Origin of the sequence: Serratia sp. 201, from assembly GCF_037027545.1 — a bacterium.
Classification (GTDB): domain Bacteria; phylum Pseudomonadota; class Gammaproteobacteria; order Enterobacterales; family Enterobacteriaceae; genus Serratia; species Serratia bockelmannii.
In genome coordinates this window covers 662590-682254 of sequence record NZ_JAXCHC010000002.1, presented here as the reverse complement: position 1 = coordinate 682254, position 19665 = coordinate 662590, and the positions used below count along the sequence as shown (strand labels likewise).

The 19665-nt window shown below is 62.7% G+C and carries 19 protein-coding genes and 1 tRNA gene; 5 read left to right on the top strand and 15 right to left on the bottom strand.

Annotation, left to right across the window (positions count from 1 at the left end; translation table 11 throughout):
* The 13 genes from dhbA to citC form a co-directional block, all read right to left on the bottom strand.
* Positions 1-759 carry a 2,3-dihydro-2,3-dihydroxybenzoate dehydrogenase gene (dhbA, locus tag WA302_RS11515; protein ID WP_025303452.1) on the bottom strand — a complete coding sequence of 253 codons (759 nt, stop codon included), beginning with the start codon at positions 757-759 and terminating at the stop codon, positions 1-3.
* A 102-nt stretch (positions 760-861) separates the two neighbouring features.
* Entirely contained in the window at positions 862-2052 is a 1191-nt protein-coding gene (locus tag WA302_RS11510; protein WP_315903102.1) for an isochorismate synthase, read from the bottom strand.
* A 190-nt stretch (positions 2053-2242) separates the two neighbouring features.
* Positions 2243-2962 carry a 4'-phosphopantetheinyl transferase family protein gene (locus WA302_RS11505; protein ID WP_261456495.1) on the bottom strand — a complete coding sequence of 240 codons (720 nt, stop codon included), beginning with the start codon at positions 2960-2962 and terminating at the stop codon, positions 2243-2245.
* A 7-nt stretch (positions 2963-2969) separates the two neighbouring features.
* Positions 2970-3341: a HepT-like ribonuclease domain-containing protein gene (locus WA302_RS11500; RefSeq protein WP_043143151.1), complete on the bottom strand. Its 372-nt coding sequence runs from the start codon at positions 3339-3341 to the stop codon at positions 2970-2972.
* Positions 3338-3628, bottom strand: a complete 291-nt coding sequence (locus WA302_RS11495) for a nucleotidyltransferase family protein (protein ID WP_015378435.1) — start codon at positions 3626-3628, stop codon at positions 3338-3340. Before WA302_RS11495 ends, WA302_RS11500 begins: the two co-directional genes overlap by 4 nt.
* 119 nt (positions 3629-3747) lie before the next feature.
* Positions 3748-4977 carry a bifunctional glucose-1-phosphatase/inositol phosphatase gene (gene agp, locus WA302_RS11490; RefSeq protein WP_043143150.1) on the bottom strand — a complete coding sequence of 410 codons (1230 nt, stop codon included), beginning with the start codon at positions 4975-4977 and terminating at the stop codon, positions 3748-3750.
* A gap of 146 nt (positions 4978-5123) precedes the next feature.
* Positions 5124-6587: an anion permease gene (locus WA302_RS11485; protein ID WP_004940821.1), complete on the bottom strand. Its 1464-nt coding sequence runs from the start codon at positions 6585-6587 to the stop codon at positions 5124-5126.
* 25 nt (positions 6588-6612) lie between these two features.
* Positions 6613-7497: a triphosphoribosyl-dephospho-CoA synthase CitG gene (gene citG, locus WA302_RS11480; RefSeq protein WP_261456496.1), complete on the bottom strand. Its 885-nt coding sequence runs from the start codon at positions 7495-7497 to the stop codon at positions 6613-6615.
* Positions 7478-8026, bottom strand: coding sequence for a citrate lyase holo-[acyl-carrier protein] synthase (citX, locus tag WA302_RS11475; RefSeq protein ID WP_049204979.1), 549 nt, complete (start codon positions 8024-8026; stop codon positions 7478-7480). Before citX ends, citG begins: the two co-directional genes overlap by 20 nt.
* Before the next feature lie 3 nt (positions 8027-8029).
* The gene (gene citF / locus WA302_RS11470) at positions 8030-9535 is read right to left on the bottom strand and encodes a citrate lyase subunit alpha (RefSeq protein WP_261456525.1); all 1506 of its coding nucleotides are present in this window, start codon (positions 9533-9535) and stop codon (positions 8030-8032) included.
* Positions 9535-10455, bottom strand: a complete 921-nt coding sequence (gene citE, locus WA302_RS11465; RefSeq protein WP_016927085.1) for a citrate (pro-3S)-lyase subunit beta — start codon at positions 10453-10455, stop codon at positions 9535-9537. The genes citF and citE overlap by 1 nt, the downstream gene beginning before the upstream one ends.
* On the bottom strand, positions 10439-10747 hold the full coding sequence (gene citD, locus WA302_RS11460) for a citrate lyase acyl carrier protein (RefSeq protein WP_004940811.1): 309 nt from the start codon (positions 10745-10747) through the stop codon (positions 10439-10441). Before citD ends, citE begins: the two co-directional genes overlap by 17 nt.
* Positions 10747-11817: a [citrate (pro-3S)-lyase] ligase gene (gene citC, locus WA302_RS11455; RefSeq protein ID WP_004940809.1), complete on the bottom strand. Its 1071-nt coding sequence runs from the start codon at positions 11815-11817 to the stop codon at positions 10747-10749. Before citC ends, citD begins: the two co-directional genes overlap by 1 nt.
* A gap of 313 nt (positions 11818-12130) precedes the next feature.
* Here citC and dpiA point away from each other — a divergent pair, with 313 nt between their 5' ends.
* From dpiA to WA302_RS11440, 3 genes are all read left to right on the top strand, one after another.
* Positions 12131-12817 carry a two-component response regulator DpiA gene (gene dpiA, locus WA302_RS11450; RefSeq protein WP_021505854.1) on the top strand — a complete coding sequence of 229 codons (687 nt, stop codon included), beginning with the start codon at positions 12131-12133 and terminating at the stop codon, positions 12815-12817.
* 102 nt (positions 12818-12919) lie between these two features.
* The gene (locus WA302_RS11445; protein ID WP_261456498.1) at positions 12920-16009 is read left to right on the top strand and encodes a beta-galactosidase; all 3090 of its coding nucleotides are present in this window, start codon (positions 12920-12922) and stop codon (positions 16007-16009) included.
* A gap of 114 nt (positions 16010-16123) precedes the next feature.
* Positions 16124-16199 (top strand) — tRNA-Asn (locus WA302_RS11440).
* A 97-nt stretch (positions 16200-16296) separates the two neighbouring features.
* Here the strand turns inward: WA302_RS11440 and WA302_RS11435 are convergent.
* Positions 16297-17130 carry an oxidoreductase gene (locus WA302_RS11435; RefSeq protein ID WP_147824226.1) on the bottom strand — a complete coding sequence of 278 codons (834 nt, stop codon included), beginning with the start codon at positions 17128-17130 and terminating at the stop codon, positions 16297-16299.
* Between the two features lie 105 nt (positions 17131-17235).
* Between WA302_RS11435 and WA302_RS11430 the strand changes: the two genes are divergently transcribed.
* Together WA302_RS11430 and WA302_RS11425 are read left to right on the top strand one after the other, a co-directional pair.
* Complete coding sequence (locus WA302_RS11430) at positions 17236-18156, top strand: AraC family transcriptional regulator (protein WP_213928258.1); 921 nt, start codon at positions 17236-17238, stop codon at positions 18154-18156.
* Between the two features lie 78 nt (positions 18157-18234).
* Entirely contained in the window at positions 18235-18456 is a 222-nt protein-coding gene (locus WA302_RS11425; RefSeq protein ID WP_261117102.1) for an Lrp/AsnC ligand binding domain-containing protein, read from the top strand.
* Here the strand turns inward: WA302_RS11425 and WA302_RS11420 are convergent.
* Positions 18453-19580, bottom strand: coding sequence for an MFS transporter (locus WA302_RS11420; protein ID WP_049295958.1), 1128 nt, complete (start codon positions 19578-19580; stop codon positions 18453-18455). The two genes, WA302_RS11425 and WA302_RS11420, sit on opposite strands and share 4 nt — an antisense overlap.
* Positions 19581-19665 lie beyond the last annotated feature (85 nt).

The following is a 19665-nucleotide window of genomic DNA, read 5'->3' as shown; positions in this document are numbered from 1 at the left end:
TCAGGCGGCCAGCGTGGCGCCGCCGTCGATCACGATGTCCTGCATGGTGATGTGGCTGGCCAGGTCGGAGGCCAGGAACAACACCGCGTTGGCGATCTCGTCCGGGCGAGCGATTTTACCCAGCGGGATCCCCAGCTTGAACATCTCGGGGAAGCCGGCGATGGTGCGTTGCTGTGCATCGTCGGTTTGCCACATGCCGCGCTGCATCGGCGTGTCGGTCGAGCCCGGCGACACCAGATTGCACCGCACGCCGAACGGCGCCATTTCCAGCCCCACGCAGTGGTTCAGGCTGGTCAGCGCCGCCTTGGAAGCGCAGTAGGCCGCCATCTGCGCGCGCGGTACGTGCGCGGCGTTGGAGCCGATGCTGACGATCGCCCCGCTGCGCTGCGCCTTGAAGTGCGGCAGCACGGCACGGAACAGGTAAAACGCCCCCGAGGCATTGACGTTGATGCACTGATGCCAGTCATCCACGCTCAGATCTTCGGTATTGCCCATGCGCAGAATGCCGGCTGCGTTGACCAACACGTCCAGTTGCGGGTTCTCCGCCAGCTGTTGGCGGCACACCGCCTCCACCTGCTCCGGCCGGCTGATGTCCAGCGTCACGCAAGGGTAAGGCAAATCCGGGTTGGCGAACTCGCGGTCAAACCCCACCACCTCGGCGCCCTGCGTCAAAAAATGCCGGGCGATCTGCTCGCCGATGCCGCGCGCCGCGCCGGTCACCCACACGCGTTTGCCGGTGAAATCCATCTGAATGCTCATGCGCGCACCGCCATCCGGGCGCACAGCCGGGTCATGTTGTTGTTCATCGTTGTCTCCTGCGAAAAGGATAGGATGCGGCGCGCGCTGCGCCGCAAAGTGGCCCTACAGCGCGCCGCTGTTCAGGCCGAAAGCGTTGAGCATGGTGCCCAGTTTGGCGGCGGTTTCCAGCCACTCGGACTGCGGCGTCGAGGCGGCGACGATACCCGCGCCGGCGAACAGCCGCACCCGGTTGCCGCGCAGCAGGCCGCTGCGGATGACGATCGCCCACTCGCCGTCGCCGTTGGCGTCGCACCAGCCGACGATGCCGCTGAACAGGCCGCGATCGTGCGGTTCCAGATCGGCGATCAGTTGGCGGGCGCTCTCGGTCGGGAAGCCGCACAGCGCCGGCGTCGGATGCAGCAGACAGGCCAGCTGCATCACGTTGAGATTCGGGTTCAGCAGCTCGCCGCAAATGCGGGTGGACAAATGCCACATGGTGCCGGTACTGAGCAGCGACGGGCCGCTGGGCACGCTCAGGCTGGCGCACAGCGGCGCCAGGTGCCGACGGATGTCGTCGATCACCAGCTTATGTTCGTATTTGTCTTTGGTCGAGCGCATCAGGCGCTCGCTGCCGAGGCGATCCTGTTGCGGATCGTCCTGACGGCGCGCCGAGCCCGCCAGCGGGTTGGTGTGGATCTCGCCGCCCTGCTTGCGGATCAGCAGCTCCGGGCTGGCGCCGATCAGCACGCCGCCATCGGCCAGCGGCAGGGAAAAGTGATAACCGGTCGGGTTCTGCACCATCAGGTTATTGAGGATCTGGTGGCCCGCCACCGGCTGCTCCAGCTCGATGTCGAGGATGCGCGACAGCACCGCCTTGTCCAGCTTGCCTTGTTTAAAACGGCTGACCGCTTCCGCCACCGCGTGCTTGAAGCGCGGTTCGTCCGGAATGCTGGTGCAGGCGGCCAGGCGATGCGGCTGTTGCAGCATCGGGCGCGCGGCGCGGGTAAAGCTGTCGTTGGCGACAAACTGGCAGTTTTCAGGCACGTACAGGCAGGAAGGCCGGCGCGTATCGAACGGAATGGCGCCCACCACCACCGGCGTCTCTTGGCCGGCGGCTTTGGCGCGCGCCAGCGCCTGGCGAATATGCTGCGTCAGCGCGCTGCCTTCCTGCTCGCCGCCGAACGCCGGCGTTTCGATACGCTCAAACACACCGTCGGCGGAGAGGGACCGGAATTCGGACCGGTACAAAAAGGTCGATTGTTCGGCGTACACAAACCCGGGGAAGGTTTGGTTTTCTGTCGTCAGTGTCGCCACAAGACCACTCCTTTGTTGCGCCTTACCAATGATAATGTTTATGCGAATAATTATCATTAGCTATAAAAAGGAGAATAAACTACACCGGAACCCCACCGTGGGTCAATCTCCGATGAATGAATCTTTCCGCCCGCCGCGGCACATCCGCGTTACGGTGCCGCAAGAAATAACACACTGTTATTATTATGTTTTAGCAAAAAATAAAAGTCGTGACATCGTCACCTTCACGCCAAAAACGCCCGTTAAACCGGCGGCCGGCGGGGCAATTTGGCGTCAAGGTCTTAAGCAACGCTAATACAAACGTCTGCCGCTGCGTATCCACGGCGACCATGCGCGCATCGAGAAAATCGAAGTAACAGCGCACCTGCGGATAAAGCGCCTTGAACAGGCTCTCTTTGGCGGAAAACGTTAGCGTCAGCAGTTCGTTGAACGGCAGCGCCTCGCGCAGTAACGCCTCGCGCTCCCCCGCCGAAACGATCGCCCCCCACAGCTCCTCCGCCCGCACGTCGGAGAGCAGCGTCTCCACATCCAGCCCAACGCCGCCCAGCCCGCTCTCGCGGTGTACGGCACACAGCGCGGTATGCGAATTATGGCTCAGCGCCCCGGCGATGCCCGGCGGCCACTGCGGCGCGCGATCTTCGCCGCGCGCCAGGGTGAAATCGGCAAAACCGAGCGGCGCCAACAGTTGCCGCGCCAGAACACGCCCGGCCAGATACTCCGCACGGCGTTTCGGCACCGCGCGCGCCAGGTGGTCCGGCAGCGCAAAGCCCGCCTCGGGAAAACTCTCGTCGCGATACTCCGCCAGCGCAAAATGGCAGCGCGCGACCTGGCCCGGATAGCCGTCCGGCGTGAAAAATTCGATATTGCGGATAAAAGTGGGGCTCCGGCAGGAACCAGAGTCACTGTCCAAAGAAAGCTTAATCACCGTCGTTTAACTTCTCAGCATCCTGGCGTACCGCCAACAGCTGTGTAAGCAGTTCCGGCAACGCCGTTTGCACCGTCGCCCAGACCACTTCAAGGTTGATATCAAAATAACCGTGCGCAATGCGATTACGCATGCCGCGCATGTTTCTCCAGGGGATTTCAGGATGGCGTTGCGTAAACGCGGGGCTGCCATCCATGATTTTCGTCACGGCTTCACCGATAATAATCAGGCTCATAATGACCGCCTGCTGAGTGCGTTTATCTTCGATAAAATCTGCCGCCGCCAAGCCATCAACGAAATCACAGGCATCCTGCGCCGCCTGTTGCATGTGGCTCAGATAATCGACCAACCGCGCATCTTTCATACCGGTTGGGCCTCCGCCAAAACCTGCTGACGAAAGGCCGGCGGCAAATCGAGCGGCGTCAGCAGATCCACCTGAATGCCCAGCAGCGCTTCCAGTTCCGACTGCAGCCCTCCCAGATCAAACAACGTGGCACCCGGCAACGCATCGACCAACAGATCCAAATCACTGCCCTCCCGATCGGTGCCATGCAGCACCGAGCCGAAAATCCGCGGATTGGCCGCAGGGAACAGCCCAACCGTTTTTCGGATCGCCTGGCGATGTTCTGCAAGAACAATGGATGGTCGCATGGTTTTCTCTCCCCGTTACACCTAACGAAATGCTAGGTGATCGGTTGAGGGGATTCAAGCACAATCCCCCGGCAGCCGCGCCTATGCCTCTCCCCCGCGATCGGAAGAGAGGCCGGGCATTACAAGATGCCTTTCATGGTCTTTTCGAAATCGCTCCAGGCACAGAAGCCGTCTTTGTCGATCGGGCAGCCTTTCAGCGCCAGCGTCACGCGCTGCGGCGGGGTTTGCAGCGTCAGCGGCGTCGCCTTGCGCAGCTGTTCGGTGGACTGATAGACGTACTCAATCTTCAGCAATTCACGGTCGTTCTGCGCGTCGCGCCAGCGCTGGAACACCAGTTTGCCGCCGATCGGCGTTTTCTCGTACTGCTGCGGCAGCTGATACGGCTGGAACTGCATGGCCGACAGCAGCGAGGCGATATTGGAGTCGTGGCCGACCAGCACCGTCAACTTCGGCGCGTCCGGTTTGCGCTCGCCCAGCAGCGCGTTGTTGATGTAGGTCAGCAGCGGTTTGGCGACGTTTTGCGCCACCACCGGCGAGGTGAACAGCGAATCCTGATAGCCGTCTTTCAACTGCGCCAGCTGCTGCCACTGATGCGGGGTGGCGATTTTGCCCCAGGCCACCTCTTTCATCGGGAAACCTTCGTAATACTGCAGCATAAAGGCGTCCACCAGCGAGTTGCCCACCCGCAGCGGGCCGGAGACGCCCGGCTCTTTGCCCGGCACCGCGCTCATCACGCTGGCTTCTTTGGTCAGGTCACAGTGTTTGTCGGTCTTGCAGGCGGCGGAATCCTTGTAGTCGATGATCTTCGCCAGCTGTTGGTAAGAGGCGTCCAGCTTCAGCGATCCCAGCGCGGCGTTCATCGCCGCCAGCGCCTGCTGGTTGAAGGCTTCGCTGGTGTCAGTGATGATCGGGTTGAAGGTCGGATCCATCTCGCCCATCTTGTCCTGATGATGCACGCTGACGTCGCAGCCAGGGAACGCACCGTTGCTGAAGAACTGCGCGGTGGCCACCGTGCGCTGCAGGCTGTTGGCGTAGACGTACACGCTGCCGGCGGTCGGGCAGCCCTCTTGCGGCAACAGGCCAGTCTGCTTCAGCCAGGCGTTGAAGTAGTGCCCCATATACACTTCCAGCACCCCGCCCTTGGTGGTCAGCTGGCCGCCCGGCGTTTCCCAGGCCGGCCAGGCCTTCGGCGTGGACTGCGCCAACACACTGCCGTTGTTGGCCAGCGGCGCGCGCAGGTTATGGCGGCTCATCACCAGCACCTGCTCCAGTTGATAACCGCCGGCGTCCGCCAGCGCATTCCCGGTGAATAACAAAGGCAGGCACAGCAATAACGTTTTTTTTCTCATCCGCAGAGGCTCCCGGAAAATGATTATTTTTAAGGTGTTAGCGTTTGCCTGCGTATGATGGCGGGGTTAGTGTGACAAGTGTGTGACAGGGTTCACGGGAAAGGATCGTAACCGCGGCCACCGGGCGGTGGCCGCGTGGCTTCAACTCAGTACCACAGGCTCATGATCGGCCAGCCGATCAGCAGCAGCGCGGCGATGTACACCACGCCGAGAATGCCGCCCAGGCGCCAGTAGTCTTTCGATTTCACGTAACCACAGCCGTAGATGATCACCCCCGGCCCGGTGGCGTACGGCGTCAGCACGCCCATGATACCGATCGACAGCACCAGCAGCATCGACAGCTGTTCCATCGGCACGCCCGGCAGCCCTTTGCCGACCGCCAGGATCACCGGCAGCATGGTGGCGGTATGCGCCGACAGGCTGGCGAACAGATAGTGGGCGAAGTAGAACACCAGCACCAGCGCCACCACCGTCATGTTCGGCGAGAAGCCGTCCAGGTGGGTGCTCATGGTCTGGGCGAACCAGTCGATAAAGCCGGAGCGCGTTAGGCCGTTGGCCATCACCACCAGCGTCGCCAGGTTAACCAGCGTGTTCCAGGCGCTGGAGTATTTGGTGATCTCTTTCCACGACACCACGTGCAGCGCCAGCATCAGCGACACCGCCAGCAGGCATACCGCGGTGGCGTCCAGCATTTTGCCGCCGAACACCCACAGACACAGGCTGAGCAGCACCAGGCCGATCAGGGTGTACTCCTTGCGCGTCAGCTTGCCCATTTCCCCCAGCGCGGTATCCGCCCAGGCGGCCACTTCGCTGCTGTGGGTCACGCCCGGTTTGTACAGGTAGTAGGAGATCAGCGGCGCGATGATCAGCAGCAGCAGGCCGACCGGCAGGAACGCCAGGAACCACTGCATCCAGCTGATGTGCACCCCGGCAATCTTGCCGACGAACTCGATGCCCAAAACGTTCGGCGCGGCGCCGGTGACGAACATCGAGGAGCTGATGCTGGTGCCGACCACCATCATCCACATCAGGTAACCGCCGATGCGGCGCGAGGAGGGATCGTTAGGGAAAGAATCGAACAGCGGCGGCAGGTTTTTCACCACCGGGAACACCGTGCCGCCGGTGCGCGCGGTGTTGGACGGCGTGAACGGCGCCAGCAGGATATCGATGATCACCACCGCATAGCCCAGCGTCAGCGTGCGCTTGCCCATGAACTTCACCAGGAACAGCGCGATGCGCCGCCCCAGCCCGGTGGCCTCGTAGCCCAGCGCGAAGATAAAGGCGCCGAACACCAGCCAGACGGTGGTGCTGGAGAAGCCCGCCAGCCCCCATTTCAGCGCCTCTTTACCGGCCTTGAAGCCCGGCTCCGCCAGCTCCTGCGCGCCGAACAGCACCCAGTTGGCGCTGAGCACGCTGACGGTCACCGCGATAAAGCTGATGGCGGTGGCCGGGATCGGCTCCAGAATCATGCCGACGATCATCGCCACGAAGATGGCGAAGTAGTGCCAGGCCTGCGGCGGCATGCCGTCGGGTACCGGTATCAATAACAGGATCGCGAGCACCGCCAGCGGCGCTATCGCTTTCCAGATCTTTTCCTGGGTTTGGGACATTGGGACTCTCCTGAAGGCTTGGTTATTATTCTTGGGCACCCAGCTGCGCCAGCAGCCAGGTCACTATCAACAGGTCGGCGCTGCCGCCGGGGCTGAGGTTACGGGCAATGCAGTCGGCATCGAAGCGCCGCAGGCGCGCCAGGCCCGCTTCCCCCGCCGAGCCGCCCTGCGCCAGCAGCCAGGCCGCCCGGCGCCGCAGCCAGCGCAGCCCGTGCAGGCCGCCGCGCGAGGCGACGTTGGTGTCGTCGTTGTGGGCCATCAGCCACAGCAGGCTGTCCAGCAGCGCCCGCTGTTCGTCGCCATCGGCGGCCAGCCGTTGCCGATACAACGGCAGCGCGCCGTCAAGCACCAACCGAAAACCGGACTCCGCCTCGCCGCGTGCGCCGCTCAGCCCGTGCGCGGCGAACAGCCGCTGGCCGGCGGTCTGCCCGGCGTTGTTGCGCCGCAGTTCGCGCTCCACCAGCCCCCTGCACATCGCCGCCACCTCGGCGCACAGCGCTTCTGCGCCGATGGCGCGGCCCTGCTGCTGCAGGCGGCCGAAGGCGGTGCACAGCAACCCGAGTGAGAACACGCTGCCCTTGTGGGTGTTAATGCCGCCGGTGGCGCGAAACATCTGGTTTTCGCAGGCCATGCCGAGCGGCCGCAGCCGCGCCAGCTGCTGCTCTGCCGGCAAAGCCGCGTCTTCCCGTCCGCGTTGGATAAAGCGCGGCAGCCACACGCCGATGGCGCGGGCGCTGCGGTAGAAATGCCCAAGATCCATGTCGCGGTGAGCGCCGGTGTTATGGCGATCCACCAGCCCCGGTTTGGGCGTGAGGTTGACCTCCACCAGCAGCGCGCGGAAAGCGGCGCGGGCGAAGCCGCAGGCCGGCTCGGTGTGACGGGCGGGTGGATTAATCGGCAGAGATCGCATCGTTGAACATCCTTTCCATTTCATGCAGCAGCTGCTCGCTGCTATGCCGCCGCTGGCGGGCGCAGATCTTGGCCGGTTGGCCGCACAACAGGCAGCGCCGTTCCGGCAGGCCGATGTCGCGGCGCGACAAAATGCGCCCCTGCGTATCCAGCACGTCGATATCCCACAGTCGGCCGATCGGGCGGCTCACCTCCAGCTGCATGGCGCAGTCTTTCACCCGCTGGGCATCGGCGCGCAGAGCCACAAACCCTTCGCAACCGGTGGCGAGCGCCAGCGCCTCGGCCTGCGGGCTGGGCCAACCCTGTTCGGCGCACAGCCGCAGCAGCGCCGCCCACCCCAGGTTGAAGATGCCGCGCGTCAACGCGCTGTCCTTCACCGGGCCGGGCACCACCAGCGTCAGCACCAGCAGCGTGCACTCGTGCTGCGCCAGCCACGCCTGCTGGCGCGCTTGGCGGCATTCGCGGCTGGTGAGCAGCGCCGGCAGGCTGACCGCGCGTTCGGCGGCCAGTTGGGGATCGACGGCGGCCATCGCTTACTCCGCCACCTGATGCACCACGTCGATCACCGAACCGTCGCGGTAGCGCACCACCGCCACCACCTTGTCGGTAAAGGCGATCGGCTGCGGTTCGCCGGTCAGCTGCAGCGCGCGGGCGCGCAGCCAGTCGATGCTCACCACCTCGAGCCCGGCCTCCCGCAGGCGCTGCGCCAGCTCCGGCCGCGCCGGGTTGACGGCGATGCCATGGTCGGTCACCAGAATGTCGATGCTGGAGCCCGGCGTGACGCAGGTAGTCACCTGCTCCACCAGCGTCGGGATGCGCCCGCGCACCAACGGCGCAACGATGATCGCCAGCCGCGCGGCGGCGGCGGTGTCGCAGTGGCCGCCGGACGCGCCGCGCAGCACGCCGTCGGAGCCGGTCAGCACGTTAACGTTGAAGCCGGTGTCGATTTCCAGCGCGCTCAGCACCACCACGTCGAGCCGATCGACCGACGCGCCCTTGGAGCTGAAGTTGGCGTACTGGTTGGCGCTGATTTCGATATGGCGCGGGTTGCGCGCCAGCGAGGTCGCCGCCGCCCGATCGAAGCTCTGCACGTCCAGCAGCTTGCCGATCAGCCCTTTCTCGTGCAGATCCACCATGGTCGAGGTGATGCCGCCGAGGGCGAACGCGGCGTGGATGCCGCGGGCGCGCATCTTGTCTTCCAGGAACCGGGTCACCGCCAGCGAGGCGCCGCCGGTGCCGGTTTGCAGCGAGAACCCTTCGGTGAAGTAGCCGGAGCCGGCGATCACCTCGGCGGCGCGGCGGGCGATCAGCAGCTCGCGCGGGTTCGAGGTCATGCGCGTGGCGTCGGCGCCGATCTTGTCGGCATCGCCCACCCGCTCCAGCTGCACGATCAGATCCACCCGATCCTGCGCCAGGCTGGCGGGATGATGCGGATACGGCACCAGTTGCTCGGTCAGCAGCACCACGGTGCCCGCCGCCTCGGCGTCCACCCGCGCATAGCCGAGCGAGCCGCAGCAGGCTTCACCGCTGTAGCCGTTGGCGTTGCCGAACTCATCGCAGGCCGGCACGCCGAGGAAGGCCACGTCTATCTTCAGCTCGCCGGATTCGTTCAGGTTGACCCGGCCGCCGTGCGAGTGAATTTGCACCGGCTCCGCCAACAGGCCGCGCGAAACGGCGTCCGCCAACGGGCCGCGCAGCCCGGAGGTGTAAATGCGGCTCACCACGCCGTGGCGGATATGCTCAACCAGCGGCGCATGGCAGTCGGTCAGCGAGCTGGAGGCCAGCGTCAGGTTGCGGAACCCCATCGCCGCCAGCGTCTCCATCACCTGATTGAGGGTCAAATCGCCACCGCGAAACGCATGGTGGAAGGAGATGGTCATGCCGTCCTGCAGTCCGCTGCGGCGCACCGCTTCCTGCAAGGAGTCGCACAGCTTGAGATCGCGCGGTTTGCGCGCCTGCAGGTTGGCTTTGGACACGTCCTGATAGCCCGGCAGATCCGCCGGGTTGGCGAAGGTCATCAATCGTTGTTGGCGGTTCATCATGCTTCCTCCCCGTGCTGCGCCGGTTCTTCCCGCAAGCCGGACAGCGCGGCGCGCTCCAGCACCAGCCGGGCGCGTTCAATCACCGGGCTGTCGACCATTTTTCCGTTGAGCGACACCACGCCGCGCCCTTCCCGCTCCGCCGCTTCGGCGGCGTCCACCACCCGCTGCGCGTGCGCCACCTCTTTGGCGGTCGGCGCGTACAGGTTGTGCAGCAGCTCAATCTGGCGCGGGTTGATCAGCGATTTGCCGTCGAAGCCGAGCTGTTTGATCAGCGCCGCTTCCTGCAGGAAGCCGGCTTCGTTATTGGCGTCGGAATAGACGGTGTCGAACGCCTGAATGCCGGCGGCGCGCGCCGCCTGCAGCAGCGAGCAGCGGGCGAACAGCAGCTCGATGCCCTCCGGCGAGCGTTCGGTGCGCAGGTTGCGCACATAGTCTTCCGCCCCCAGCGCGATGCCGATAAGCCGCGGCGAAGCGTGCGCGATCGCCACCGCGTTGGTGATGCCCTGCGCCGATTCGATCGCCGCCAGCAGCCCGGTGCTGCCGACCGGCCGCCCGCAGGCTGCTTCGATGGCGGCAATCTCGCGCTCCATGTCGACAACGTCCTGCGCGCTGTCGGTCTTCGGCAGGCGCACGATGTCCGCGCCGCCGCGCACCACTGCCTGCAGGTCCGCCAGGCCGTAGGCGGAGTCGAGCGCATTGACGCGCACGATGGTTTCCACCTCCTGGTACAGCGGGTGCTGCAGCGCGTGGTACACCAGCCGGCGCGCCGCGTCTTTTTCACGCAGGATCACCGAGTCTTCCAGATCGAACATCAGGGCGTCGGCCTGGTAGATAAAGGCGTTGCTGACCATCGCCGCGTTGGCGCCGGGAACGAACAGCATGCTGCGGCGCAGCCGGGTTTTATTCAGCGTTTTCATCTTTCGCCTCCCACGGCAGTTGGCCGCCCTCGCAGGCGCGCATCAGCGCGGTTTCCAGCCGGGCGCGCAGCACGCAGTCCAGCGCCCCCTTGTCGTCGACGATCACCTGCACCGGCTCCACCTCATAGCGCTGCAGCACCTCCAGCAGGGTGCGACGGATCGCCGCGCCGAACTGTTTTTCCACGCTGCTGGCGATCAACAGATCGTGCTGCGGCCCCTCGGCGGGCGCGATGCGCACCATGACATCGCTGGATTCCAGCGTGCCGGCCATTGCTTCTCGGATAATTTTCATCATTCACCTGATTGTGCGGACTCAAAAGGATGCGGGGCCGCCTTGGCCCGGCGCTGCGTTTGCAGATCCTGCAGGTAGTACAGGGTGTCCGGCGGCACCAGCGGCGCGGCGGCGTGGAAGTCCCCCGCCGCCAGCAGCTTGCGCACCCAGGAGGCGGAGATCGCCGTGCCCTGATATTGCAAACGCTCGATTTCCACCAGCGCGATCGGCGGGCTGGGCAGCGCCGGCGTTTCCAGCCAGTAACGCATGTCGCGGTTGTATTTCGCGGTCACCGCGCAGAACGGCTCGTTGCCGACGAAGCGGTGGGTGATGCCCAGCGCGGGCGCCAGATACTGGCGGAAGATCTTCAGATCGATTTCGGTGTAACAGTCGTCGGCCACGCCCTGATCCTTGATGAAGTAACAGGGGAAGGTGGCGCGCGAGATCACGTACTGCGAGCCTTCGTGTACCGTGAGGTTGGGAATATCGGCGGTGCCGGCCAGCACCAGCCGGCGCCGGTCTTCATAGCTGAAGCGCGAGGTGTTTTCCTTCACCAGAAACAGGTGCAGCCAGTCGCAACGTTTGGCCGCCTGACGCACCAGATACTGATGCCCGCGGGTGAAGGGGTTGGCGTTCATCACGATGCTGCCGATGGTATCGCCCGGCCGACGTTGGCTCGCCAGTTGGGCGGCGTAGCGCTTCAGGCGACACGGGCTGTTTTCCATCAGCACCACGATGCCCGGCACGGTGGCGATCGGGTAGAAACCGCACTGGCGGAACAGCGGCTCGTTCTGCACCTTGGTGTAGATAAACAGCTGAGTGTGATGGCGCTCGTAGGCCAGGTTCACCAGCTCGGTCGCCAGCGCCAGCGCCAACCCTTCGCCACGCATCAGCGGACTGATGGCGACGCATTTGATAATATTGTCGGCGATACCGCCGCAGGCGACCAATTTGTCGTGCTGGGTAACGGTAATAAATATTTCAACCGTGGTGTCGATATTCAGATCGTTACTGCGCAAGAAGGCGCTTATTTCCGAAATCGCTTTATGATCCGATCGCTTTACCCGATTAAATACGGCATCGCCTAACATAACACGCTCTCTGGGTTAACTGACAAACAACAAGTTAAATACAAAAAGGCATTTTAATTAACATCAACAAGGATAATTAAAACCTTAAAAACCATGTAGATAAACGCCGCTTCGCGTTCGATAAAGCAATGGTAAACAGAAAAAAAACGCCGATTATTGACCTATTTCACAAACCGTTCCCGGTTAATAAGTTATTTAATGTTCTTTATTTGCTTAATTAATCTTATGGTGTTTATTATTGAGATAATCTTTATTTGGCGCCGCAGTTTACTTACATTCATTTAGCATCTTGATTGCAATAGTAGGTTTCATTATGGAATGGCTGAACATCCTGATCGTTGAAGACGAAACGCCGCTGGCGGAAATGCACGCGGAGTTTATCCGCCAGAACGGCGGCTGCCGCCAGATTTGGCTGGCCGGCACCCTGGCGCAGGCGCGCGCCATGACCGAGCGCTTCAAGCCGGACCTGATTCTGCTGGACAACTTTCTGCCGGACGGCCAGGGCATCACCCTGCTGCGCGAACTGACGCTGAGCGGGTATCGCGGCGGCATCGTGTTCATCACCGCCGCCAGCGACATGGCCACCGTGGCCGAGGCGTTGCGTTACGGCGTGTTCGACTACCTGATCAAACCGCTGGCCTATGACCGGCTGAGCCAGACCCTGCAGCGCTTCAGCCAACGCCGCGAAGCGCTGAAGGACAAAGCGCGCCTCAACCAGCGCCGCATCGACGAGATGTTCAACACCTATGCCCGCGGCGAGCAGCAGGCGGCGCTGCCCGCCGGCATCGACGAGCTGACGCTGGGCAAGGTCCGCGCACTGTTTGCCGAACCCGCCGCGCGCCACACCGCTGAAAGCGTTGCGCAAAAAATGGGGCTCAGCCGCACCACCGCGCGCCGTTATCTGGAGTTTTGCACCGCCGCGCAGCAGCTGCGCGCCGAGATCATTTACGGCAAGGTCGGCCGCCCACAGCGGATCTACCGCGCCGGCGAACCGCATTAACGGTTATTTGATCGCCCTTGCAAGGTTACGTGTAACCGCTTTACTTTTTATGCGCCGGTCAGCATCTTGGTGAGCATCACCTAGCCGACAGGACGATCGCCGATGCCCGCTGCGCCCCTTGCTTCCCTGACCGAAATCCTCGCCCGCCGTGACTGGCAAAACCCGGCCTGCCCCCACTACCGCCGGCTGGACGCTCACCCGCCGTTCGCCAGCTGGCGCACGGTGGAAGACGCGCGCGACGATGCCCCCAGCGCCAGCCGCCGGTCGCTGAACGGCGAGTGGCGCTTCAGCTATTTCCCGCGCCCAGAGGCGGCACCGGAAGGCTGGCTGCAGCAGGATCTGCCGGACGCCGCCCCGCTGGCAGTGCCGGGCAACTGGCAGCTCGCCGGCTACGATGCGCCGATCTACACCAACGTGCGCTACCCGTTCCCGGTCGATCCGCCGCGCGTGCCGGAAGACAACCCGACCGGCTGCTACTCGCGCACCTTCAGCGTCGATCCGGCCTGGCTGGCCGCCGGCCAGACGCGCGTTATCTTCGACGGCGTCAACTCGGCGTTCTATTTATGGTGCAACGGCCACTGGGTCGGCTATTCGCAGGACAGCCGCCTGCCGGCGGAGTTCGATCTCAGCCCGTGGCTGCGGCCGGGTGAAAACCGGCTGGCGGTGATGGTGCTGCGCTGGTGCGACGGCAGCTATCTGGAAGATCAGGACATGTGGCGCATGAGCGGCATCTTCCGCGACGTCAGCCTGCTGCACAAACCCGCCGCGCACCTGAGCGATGTGCGCATCACCACGCCGCTGCATGACAGCTTTACCCGCGGCGAACTGGTGGTGACGGCGCGCGCCAACCGGCCCGGCCCGCTGCAGGTGCAGGTTCAGCTGTGGCGCGACGGCACGCGGGTGGCCGAACGCACCCAGCCGCTCGGCAGCGAGATCGTGGACGAGCGCGGCGCCTATGACGATCGCGTCACGCTGCGCCTGCCGGTGGAACGCCCGGCGCTGTGGAGCGCCGAAATGCCCGCGCTGTATCGCGCCACCGTCGCCCTGCTCTCGCCCGAGGGGGAGATTATCGAGGTGGAGGCCTATGACGTCGGCTTCCGTCAGGTAGAAATCAGCGGCGGGTTGCTGAAGCTCAACGGACAGCCGCTGCTGATCCGCGGCGTTAACCGCCACGAGCATCATCCGCGCCACGGCCAGGTGATGGACGAGGCGACGATGCGCCACGACATCCTGCTGATGAAGCAGCACAACTTCAACGCGGTGCGCTGCTCGCATTACCCCAATCACCCGCTGTGGTACCGGCTGTGCGACCGTTACGGGCTGTACGTGGTGGACGAAGCCAATATCGAGACCCACGGCATGCAGCCGATGAACCGGTTGGCTGACGATCCGCTGTGGCTGCCGGCGATGAGCGAGCGCGTCACCCGCATGGTGCAACGCGATCGCAACCACCCTTGCATCATTATCTGGTCGCTGGGCAACGAGTCCGGCCACGGCGTAAACCACGACGCGCTGTACCGCTGGGTGAAAAGCCAGGATCCGACCCGCCCGGTGCAATATGAAGGCGGCGGCGCCGACACCGCCGCTACCGACATCATCTGCCCGATGTATGCGCGAGTGGATCAGGATCAGCCGTTCCCGGCGGTGCCCAAATGGGCGATCGGCAAGTGGATCGGCCTGCCGGAGGAACAGCGCCCGCTGATCCTGTGCGAATACGCCCATGCGATGGGCAACAGCTTCGGCGGCTTTGAGCGCTACTGGCGCGCGTTCCACCACTATCCACGCCTGCAGGGCGGCTTTGTCTGGGACTGGGTCGATCAGGCGCTGATCAAACGCGACGAGCGCGGCGAAGAGTTCTGGGCCTACGGCGGCGACTTCGGCGACTCCCCTAACGATCGCCAGTTCTGCCTGAACGGGCTGGTGTTCGCGGATCGTACCCCACACCCGGCACTGTTCGAAGCGCAGCGGGCCCAGCAGCTGTTCCGCTTCGCCTTCGACGCCGCCTCGCTGACGCTGACCGTCACCAGCGATTACCTGTTCCGCCACACCGACAACGAACAGCTCAACTGGCGGCTGGAGCTGGACGGCGTGGAGCGCGCCAGCGGCAGCTTCGATCTAGCGCTGCCGCCGCAGGGCAGCACTCGCTTCACCCTGCTCGACCGGCTGCCGATGCTGCATCAGCCCGGCGAGCTGTGGCTGAACGTGGAGGTGGTGCAGCCGCAGGCCACCGACTGGTCCGAAGCGCACCACCGCTGCGCCTGGGATCAGTGGCGGGTGCCGCGCGCGCTGCATCCCGCGCCGCCGCCGGCGCAGGGCGTGCCGCCCACGCTGACTGAAGACGATCAGGGGCTGACGCTCACCCACGGCGACCAGCGCTGGCGCTTCGAGCGCAGCAGCGGCCACCTGACGCAGTGGTGGCAGAATGAGCAGCCGCAGCTGCTGACGCCGCTGCGCGACGGCTTTGCGCGCGCGCCGATCGATAACGACATCGGCGTCAGCGAAGCGGATCATATCGATCCTAACGCCTGGGTCGAACGCTGGAAGCTGGCGGGCCTGTACCGGCTGGAGGAGCGCTGCACGCGGCTGCAGGCGGATGCGCTGCAAAACGGCGTGCAGGTGGTGAGCGAACACCAGTTCGGCGTGGACGGGCAGATTTTACTGCTCAGCCGCAAACAGTGGCTGTTCGATGCGCTGGGCGCAGTGAACGTGAGCGTGGAGGTCGAGGTGGCCGACGCCCTGCCGCCGCCGGCGCGCATCGGCCTGCACTGCCAACTGGCAACGGTGCAGCCGCAGGCGGAATGGCTGGGCCTGGGCCCGCACGAGAACTACCCGGATCGCCGTCTGGCCGCGCAGCACGGGCGCTGGCGCCTGCCGCTGGCGGATCTGCACACGCCGTATATTTTCCCCGGCGAGAACGGCCTGCGCTGCGACACCCGCAGCCTGCGCTACGGCGGCTGGCGCATCGACGGCCGCTTCCACTTCTCACTCAGCCGCTACGGCCTGCAACAGCTGATGGCCTGCAGCCACCAGCATCTGCTGCAGCCGGAAGCAGGCACCTGGCTGCATCTGGACGGCTTCCATATGGGGGTGGGCGGCGACGATTCCTGGAGCCCGAGCGTGCACCGGGATTACCTGCTCACCGCCGGCGTTTACCGCTATCAGCTGCGCCTGCAGCGGGTGCCCGAGGGCTAAATCTGCCAAAAAACTCAACGGGTTGCGCATTCTGTAAGCAAACAGTCACAGAATGTGTAATCCGCCTTTGACATGCCGACGGCGCCTCGCTATTATTCGCCCCGTTCACACGATTCCTCTGTAGTTCAGTCGGTAGAACGGCGGACTGTTAATCCGTATGTCACTGGTTCGAGTCCAGTCAGAGGAGCCATATTTAGAGAAGCCCGCTCAGGGAAACCTGAGCGGGCTTTTTGCTGTTGGGCGGATCATAATCGGTGATCCCCTACACACTCTCTACCCGACACCGTTCAGCCATCCGTTGAACGGGTGAGTTTCTCCCATTGTTCAATTTCCTTACCTAGCGCCTCGAGCTTTTGCCGCACCAAACTTAATGCGTCACTGCCTAACAACAGATGCGTTGGCGGGTTCCCGCTCTCGATCAATGCCAGCATGGCATGAGCCGCCTTAATCGGATCGCCGAGTTGCTTGCCGCTTTTTTCCTGGCGCGCCTGACGAACAGGTTCAAATAGCGCGTCATAGTCAGGGACACGGCGAGGGCTGCGTACCATTGAACGCCCGGCCCAGTCCGTTCGAAACGAACCGGGCGCCACGGCGGTCACGTGTAGGTTGAACGGGGCAAGCTCTTTACTTAAGGTTTCTGATATTCCTTCCAGTGCAAATTTGCTGCCACAGTAATAGCTGATACCGGGCAAGGTAATGAAACTGCCCATTGAGGTGATATTGATAATGTGGCCCCGACGGCGCTGGCGCATGCCCGGCAGCACGGCTTTGATCATCGCCACCGCGCCAAACACATTGACGTCAAACTGGCGGCGCAGCTCTGCAAGCGGGGATTCTTCCAGAATGCCTTCATGGCCGTAACCGGCATTGTTCACCAGCACATCTATCGGACCAATGGCAGACTCTATCTCTCCAACCACCTCATCAATACGTTCAACGTCCGTGACATCAAGCAGATAGCCAAAAGCCCGCTGCGTATCGAGCGCACCGAAAGCCTGCAGTGCTTCACTGTTGCGCACCGTCCCTACAACCCGATGCCCCACGGCGAGGGCTTCTCGCGCCAGCGCCTGACCAAAGCCACTGCTGACGCCGGTAATTAAAATCGTTTTTGCAGATGCCATAAAAAGAACTCCCATGAACCATGAAGGTTGCATGGTATTCTCTTCCCTGCCGTATTTTTAGGCCGTATTTTCTCTTTTTCTTGCCTGATTTTATGAGGTGGTGGGATGTCCGACATGATTGCCCTGATGAATAGACTTGCGGTGCAAGAGGGATACAACCTCACTGCCCTACCTGATGTGCGAATTTTGCGTTCCGATCGCCCGCTTGCCAGAACGCCGGTGCTGTACGATCCGGGGATCGTGATTGTCTGCCAGGGCAGCAAACGCGGTTATTTCGGTCAACAGACCTATTTATATGATGAGCAGCACTACCTGGCGGTTTCGGTGCCGGTGCCGTTTGTGATGGAAACTGACGCGTCGGCAGCACATCCGCTGCTGGCGATTTACATGCATCTGGATTTTCAGCTTGCCGCGGAACTGATGTTGCAGATTGAACAACATGGCGCCCCGCATCCTCCCGCCGCGCCGCAAAGCATGATGTCGAGCCCCATGGACGACACGGTAAAAATGGCCGTACTTCGCTTACTGGAAGTCCTGGCTAACCCGCTTGAGGCGGCGATCCTCGGCCCGGCGCGGGTACGTGAACTCTATTTCCGCGTGCTGACAGGCGCACAGGGCAACGCAATGCGTGCCGCGCTAGCCTTACAGGGCCAGTTTGGCAAAATCGGTAAAGCGTTGCAGCACATCCATGCCGCTTACGCGGAGCCGTTAACGCTGACGCAGCTGGCAATGATGGCCGGCATGAGCGTGCCGACCTTTCATAGCCATTTCAAAGCGATAACGCAGATGCCGCCAATGCAGTATGTGAAATCGGTACGCCTGCACCAGGCACGGATGCTGATGGTGCGCCAACAAATCACCGCCGCCGCCGCGAGTTACGCCGTTGGCTATGAAAGCCCATCGCAATTTAATCGCGAATTCAAACGTCTGTTTGGCCTGCCACCGGCAGAGGAGATAAAACGCATGCAGCGTCACTTCGCCATTCCGCCCGCGCAGCCTGCCTCGGTATTTGTTTCATCGCACTGAGGCTTATTTGGTATGGCGAACGCGACCTTGAGGTATAGAGTACTAACGTTTTTGGTGACCGATACCAGCAGCTAAACTATCAAGCAACGCGCGCCCTTTTGCAGTTCACCAGCAGCAAGGAAGTGGAAGAATTGCAGACCCTTTGCCGGGGACGGTTGCGTCTTTATCAAAGTACGCGCCGCCGATACCGAATCGCTGGAGAATTTCCTGATGGAGATCCAGAGCTTTGAGGGCGTACGCTCTGTGCGCAGCGACATCTCGCTTTCCACGTTTCTGGCGCGCGGGCCTTCGCCGGATTAAGGCGCACTGCTCTTCTGGCGTGAGGTGAAAAACGTCAACACTCCGGCGCAAAGCAGCAGCATGCTACTGATGGCAAAGGCGCTCTGCCAGCCGAGATGGTCAAACACCATGCCTCCTGTCGTTGAACCAAGCGCAATCGAGAGCTGAATCACCGCAACCATCAGTCCGCCTCCGGCTTCCGCATTGTCGGGAAGCGTGCGGGCAATCCATGTCCACCATCCCGTTGGGGCGGCGGTGGCCAGCATGCCCCAGAGACCTAACAGCAGCGAGACAGCCCAAACGTGATGCCCAGTAAGAATCAGGGCGACGGCAATGACGGCCATCAGCCCAGGGATAACCATCAACGTTAGGTAGAATTTCCTGTTGAGGCATGCCGAGACAACCAGCGTGCCAATAAAACCGGCCACGCCGATAATCAGTAAAATCAACGACAAGCCAGAGGAATCAACACGCGTCACCGTCTCCAGGAATGGGCGCACATAGGTAAATAGCGCAAACTGCCCCATAAAGAACAGGCCACAGGCCAGCATGCCAAGAGAGACAACAGGACGAGCGAACAGGCGGAGTACGGTTCCACGTGATGCAGGAGCTTTATTGCCGTTCATACCAGGCAAACTAACGCACTGCCAGATAAAGGCCACCACCGCGATAGGAACCAGGCACAAGAAAGCGCCTCGCCATCCGACAGTGGTGCCAAGGTAGCTCCCCAGCGGGGCTGCCACTACCGTCGCCAGCGCATTGCCGGCGTTGAAAATAGCCAGGGCACGCGCGACTTGATGTTGTGGCACCAGACGAATCGCCGTTGCCGCAGACATCGACCAGAATCCCCCGATCGCAATACCTATCATCGCGCGACCGGCCATATACACCAGATAACTGGAGGCCAGTGCGATAACGAGCCCCGACACGGCCATCAGAAACGTCATCCCCAGTAACAGGGACTTGCGATCCCTGTTTCCAGCCAGCGCCGAAAGCGTCAGGCTGGTCAGGACGGCCAGCGCGCCGGAGATGGCAATCCCCTGTCCTGCCAGTCCCTCCGTCACGCCTAAATCACGGGCAATCGGCGTAAGCAGGCTGACGGGCATAAATTCCGATGCAATCAGCACAAAGACGCACAGGGTCATGGCAAAAATGCCGCTCCAGTGAGCGTGCTGATTATTCGGTGATGGTGTTTGGCTAAGTATAGACATAGTCAGATTTCACAAAAGT

Coding starts and splice junctions, on each gene's coding strand:
- WA302_RS11495 (WP_015378435.1), bottom strand. CDS start 3,628: ATGCGACCATCCATTGTTCTTGCAGAACATCGCCAGGCGATCCGAAAA.
- WA302_RS11500 (WP_043143151.1), bottom strand. CDS start 3,341: ATGAAAGATGCGCGGTTGGTCGATTATCTGAGCCACATGCAACAGGCG.
- WA302_RS11430 (WP_213928258.1), top strand. CDS start 17,236: ATGTCCGACATGATTGCCCTGATGAATAGACTTGCGGTGCAAGAGGGA.
- citC (WP_004940809.1), bottom strand. CDS start 11,817: ATGTTAGGCGATGCCGTATTTAATCGGGTAAAGCGATCGGATCATAAA.
- dhbA (WP_025303452.1), bottom strand. CDS start 759: ATGAGCATTCAGATGGATTTCACCGGCAAACGCGTGTGGGTGACCGGC.
- WA302_RS11420 (WP_049295958.1), bottom strand. CDS start 19,580: ATGACCCTGTGCGTCTTTGTGCTGATTGCATCGGAATTTATGCCCGTC.
- citX (WP_049204979.1), bottom strand. CDS start 8,026: ATGGCCGCCGTCGATCCCCAACTGGCCGCCGAACGCGCGGTCAGCCTG.
- citF (WP_261456525.1), bottom strand. CDS start 9,535: ATGAACCGCCAACAACGATTGATGACCTTCGCCAACCCGGCGGATCTG.
- citE (WP_016927085.1), bottom strand. CDS start 10,455: ATGAAAACGCTGAATAAAACCCGGCTGCGCCGCAGCATGCTGTTCGTT.
- citG (WP_261456496.1), bottom strand. CDS start 7,497: ATGCGATCTCTGCCGATTAATCCACCCGCCCGTCACACCGAGCCGGCC.
- WA302_RS11485 (WP_004940821.1), bottom strand. CDS start 6,587: ATGTCCCAAACCCAGGAAAAGATCTGGAAAGCGATAGCGCCGCTGGCG.
- agp (WP_043143150.1), bottom strand. CDS start 4,977: ATGAGAAAAAAAACGTTATTGCTGTGCCTGCCTTTGTTATTCACCGGG.
- WA302_RS11435 (WP_147824226.1), bottom strand. CDS start 17,130: ATGGCATCTGCAAAAACGATTTTAATTACCGGCGTCAGCAGTGGCTTT.
- dpiA (WP_021505854.1), top strand. CDS start 12,131: ATGGAATGGCTGAACATCCTGATCGTTGAAGACGAAACGCCGCTGGCG.
- citD (WP_004940811.1), bottom strand. CDS start 10,747: ATGAAAATTATCCGAGAAGCAATGGCCGGCACGCTGGAATCCAGCGAT.
- WA302_RS11445 (WP_261456498.1), top strand. CDS start 12,920: ATGCCCGCTGCGCCCCTTGCTTCCCTGACCGAAATCCTCGCCCGCCGT.